Here is a 3981-nt window from a genome sequence, read left to right as displayed (position 1 = left end):
GGGCTTGCGGTCGGCTGGGTTGCGGTCGTGGCGGCCATGGCCAGATGTCCAGTGAAGGCGGGATCGGCCCCGCCACGGGTGTACCGGGGCGGGGCCAATCCTGGATCGTCAAGAAGAGCGGATCAGCCGAGGCCGGCGGCCTTGAGCTGCCGGTCGATGTTGGTGGCCAGCTCGTCCAGGCCCTCGTCGACCGGGATCTCGTTGGCGACCATCTTCTGCAGGGCAGCAGCCCAGTCCGTGGTCACGGTCTGGAACAGCGGCTGCGGGGTGAAGTAGATCTTCGAGCCGGGGCTCGAGGCCTCGAACTGCTCGATATAGCCCGGATAGGACTTGGCGATCCGCGAGCGGAACTCCTCGTCCTTCCACACGCTCTGACGGACCGGGTTCACGAAGTCCATCTTGCGCGCGCCGAACAGGGCATGGTCGGTGCCCGACGCCCACTGCATGAAGTACCAGGTGGCGTCCTTCTGGCCGCCGAACGTGCTCATCGCGAGCGACCAGATCCAGACGTTCGGCGTGGGGGCCGCAGCGCCGGGCTTGGGCGTGAACGCGGAATAGGCGAGGTTGCCGGCTTCCTTGTTGTCGCCGCCGTTCATGAAGTAGCCGAGGATGTCGGCGTCGTAGATCATCGCCGAGGCGCCGGCACCCAGGTCGGTGCCGACCTGGTACCAGGTGTAGGTCGCCCAGTTCTTCGGCCCGCTCTCCTGAATCATCTTCACCCAGAGCGCGGTCATCTCCTTGGCCTCGGGCGAGTTCATCGCCGCCTTGAGCATGCCGTCCTGGACCGTCAGGTCCTTGGCGCCATAATTGGCGAAGGCGGAGAGATAGCCCGGATGGATGGTGGCCCAGGAGCGGCTGCCGCGCACGCCGATGCCGTACACGCCGGCGTCGGAATCGGTGATCTTCTTGGCCAGCTCGACCAGTTCCGGCAGGTCCTTGGCCGGCTCGACCTTGAGCTGGTCGAAGATCCGACGGTTGTAGGAAATCGAGTTCAGCTCGAAGCCCCAGGGCAGCGCCCACTGCTTGGAGTCCTCGCCGCCCAACTCCGCACCCGGCACGCCCGACCAAGCGGTCGACTTGCGGATGCCCTCCAGCATGTCGTCCCAGTTATAGTTGGGCGCGGTCTGGTCGCTGTCGGTGATGTACTCGTTCAGGTCCTCGACCCAGCCGGCCGGGCCGTACTGCCAGACCTGGTAGGCCCCGGTCATGAAGGCGTCGTACTGGCTGCTGCGCGAGGACAGGGCCGCGGCGACCTTGTCGAAATACACGTCCTCCGGGAACACGTCGTAGGTGACGTTCATGCCGGTGAGCGACTTGAAGTTCTCCAGGTTGGCGATCATCGCATCCGCATAGGGATGCTTGTTGAGCAGGAGGTTGATCGTCTTGCCCTCGTGCGCCTTCCAGTTGAACTCCTGGGCCAGCGCCTCGGTCATGCCCTGGTTCAGGATGTAGGCGCCCGCCGCAGCACCGATGCCCATGCGCCCCAGGCGCTCGATCATCTCGCGGCGGCTCATGCCCCCTTTCAGGAAGCGGTCGATGGTATCCCTTTGCTTCGTCGTCATTTTAAAGACCTCCCTTTGAACTATGGGCCGACTGCCAAGGAAAACTCAGTTGCCCTGCGGCGCCGCCTCGATGACGGCATGCGCCGTCGCCTCGTCAGTGACAAGGCGGGTGACCAGGCCGGTGGACAGGATCGAGCGGATCGCCTGCGGCTTACTTTTGCCGCCTGCCAGGATCACGACTTCCTTGCCCTGCAGGTCGGCGAGATCGATGGCGATCGCCCGCGCATTGATCTCGGCATCCACCAGCCGGCCCTTCGCGTCGAAGAACCGGCCCAGGATCTCGCCCACTGCGCCCAGGCGGTGCAGCTCGTCGAGCTCCTCGACGGTGATCATGCCGGTCTTGACCAGGAACGAGCCGCTCGCGACTTCGCCCAGCCCGGCGATGACCAGGTCGGCCTGGCGGCCGAGGTCCAGGGCATGGCGCACGCTGCGTTGCGCCATCAGCACCGCCTTGTCCTCGCCTGTGTCGGCGAAGAACGGGACGGGCAGGAAGTAGGATTCCGCCCCGGTGCGTTCGCACAGGCGGTGGATCACGTCGAACGGGTTGGCGGCGGCATTGCGGGTGAGCGAGCCCAGCAGCGAGACGAACCGTACCCCGTCGCGCGGCTGGCGCGGCAGGCGGTCGGCCATGGCCGCCAGGGTGCGGCCGTGGCCCACGCCGATGATGCGGGCCTGCCCGGTCTCCAGCGCGTTATGGAGGACGCGGGCACCCGCCACGGCCAGCGTCTCGACCGGCAACGGCCGCTCGCCCTCGTCCAGCATCGGCGCCACGAAGCAGCCGCTCAGCCCGAACATGCGGCAGAGCCGGTCCTCCAGGGTCACGCATTCCTGCGGCGTGCCCTCGATGAACACCCGAATCAGGCCGTCCCGATGTGCCTGGGCGATCAACCGGTTCACCTTCACACGGCTCATCGACAGGCGCGAGGCGATCTCGTCCTGGGTCAGCCCGCCGATGAATGACAGCCATGCGGCCCGTGTCGCGAGGCTGTTCTCGCCTCCCGACGGCCTGCTGGCCTCCCCGCTGAACATTCGTTCGATGTCCGTACGTTCGTAACCCCAGGGTGCGCTCTGTGCCATTCCGTGTCAATACGCGCGCAGGCAGAGCGCAGGAGAGAACAACCGTGATCGGCAAGTTCAGGGTCGGCACCGGCTGGAAGATGAACCATACGCTGGCGATGGCGCGCGAGTATGCCAGCGCGCTGGCGGCGGCCGAGCGCCCGGACGGGATCGATCTGTTCGTGCTGCCGCCGGCCACGGCGCTGGCCGAGGTGGCACGCCTGCTGGCGGGCTCCGGCGTCAAGGTGGGTGCCCAGAACGCTCACTGGGCGGAGAAGGGGGCCTGGACCGGCGAGATCTCGATGACGATGGTCGCGGATGCCGGGGCCAGCCTGATCGAGCTCGGCCATTCCGAGCGCCGCACCCATTTCGGCGAGACCGACCTGGACGTGAACCGCAAGGTGCGCGCGGCATTGGACCATGGCCTGACCCCGCTGGTCTGCGTGGGCGAGACCGCGGACGAGAAGCGGCTGGGCGCGGCGATCACGACTAATGTCCGTCAGGCGCGCATGGCGCTGGCCGGCCTGACTCATGCCGAGGCGGCGCGCGTCTGGCTGGCCTATGAGCCGGTGTGGGCGATCGGCGAGGGCGGCGTCCCGGCCACGCCGGAGGACGCCCAGCCGATCCATGCCGCGATCAAGCAGGCAGTCGTCGACTTGGTCGGCATCGAGCCACCCGTGCTCTATGGCGGCAGCGTCAACCCGCAGAATGCCAAGGCGCTGGCGGTCGTGCCCGAGGTGGACGGGCTGTTCGTCGGCCGCTCGGCCTGGACCGCCCAGGGCCTGCTCGAGATCGCCCGGCTGGCGGTCGAGGCGCGCCGAGGCGCCACGGGCTGAACTGCAGGAGGTTCAGCCTTCCGCAATGCGCCGGCGACCATAGATCCGATAGGGCTCGAAGCCGCTGGCGCGCCAGGCCTGGTCGGCCAGCCGGTTGCCCGGCTGCCAGGACAGCTGCATCCAGCCGATGCCCCGGTCGCGAAACCAGGCTTCGGCATGGGCAAGCAGGGCCCGCGCCACACCCTGGCGGCGGTGGGCCGGCGCCACATAGACATGGCTGACATGGCCGACCAGGTGGATCGGTGATTCGTGGACGAAGGGCCGGTCGAGACGGGCGGTGAGGTAGCCGGCCGGAATCGAATCGCGCAGCGCCATGACGCCCAGCCGGTCGCTCGGAAACGGCAGGATCAGGTCGCGCGCGACAGCGTCCGGGCGCAGGACCGCGCCCTCGAAGTAGGGGTCGCCGCCGGCCTTGAGGTCGGCGAAGAAGTCGATGGTCCAGCGCGCCATCTGCTCGCGGTCGGCGGCGCACAGGTCGCGGATCGTGATCGTCATGGCCAGGACCCTACCCCTGCCAGGCCTGCAGG

4 protein-coding genes are annotated in these 3981 nt (G+C 67.8%); 1 reads left to right on the top strand and 3 read right to left on the bottom strand.

The features are described 5' to 3' along the window. Positions 1-122: 122 nt before the first annotated feature. Positions 123-1562 (bottom strand): extracellular solute-binding protein, encoded by a 1440-nt coding sequence (locus EQG76_RS06440; RefSeq protein ID WP_159711673.1) that lies wholly within the window; start codon positions 1560-1562, stop codon positions 123-125. Between the two features lie 45 nt (positions 1563-1607). Beyond that, positions 1608-2591: a sugar-binding transcriptional regulator gene (locus EQG76_RS06435; RefSeq protein WP_159711671.1), complete on the bottom strand. Its 984-nt coding sequence runs from the start codon at positions 2589-2591 to the stop codon at positions 1608-1610. Positions 2592-2686: 95 nt separating this feature from the next. Between EQG76_RS06435 and EQG76_RS06430 the strand changes: the two genes are divergently transcribed. Continuing rightward, positions 2687-3454 carry a triose-phosphate isomerase gene (locus tag EQG76_RS06430; RefSeq protein WP_159711675.1) on the top strand — a complete coding sequence of 256 codons (768 nt, stop codon included), beginning with the start codon at positions 2687-2689 and terminating at the stop codon, positions 3452-3454. A 12-nt stretch (positions 3455-3466) separates the two neighbouring features. Here the strand turns inward: EQG76_RS06430 and EQG76_RS06425 are convergent. Continuing rightward, the coding region (locus tag EQG76_RS06425; RefSeq protein ID WP_235031231.1) for a GNAT family N-acetyltransferase at positions 3467-3981 on the bottom strand (515 nt) is incomplete at its 5' end.

The sequence above is a fragment of the Geminicoccus flavidas genome (genome assembly GCF_009806515.1).
In the GTDB taxonomy this organism is placed as follows: Bacteria; Pseudomonadota; Alphaproteobacteria; order Geminicoccales; family Geminicoccaceae; genus Geminicoccus; species Geminicoccus flavidus.
This window is presented reverse-complemented; position numbering and strand designations above follow the sequence as displayed.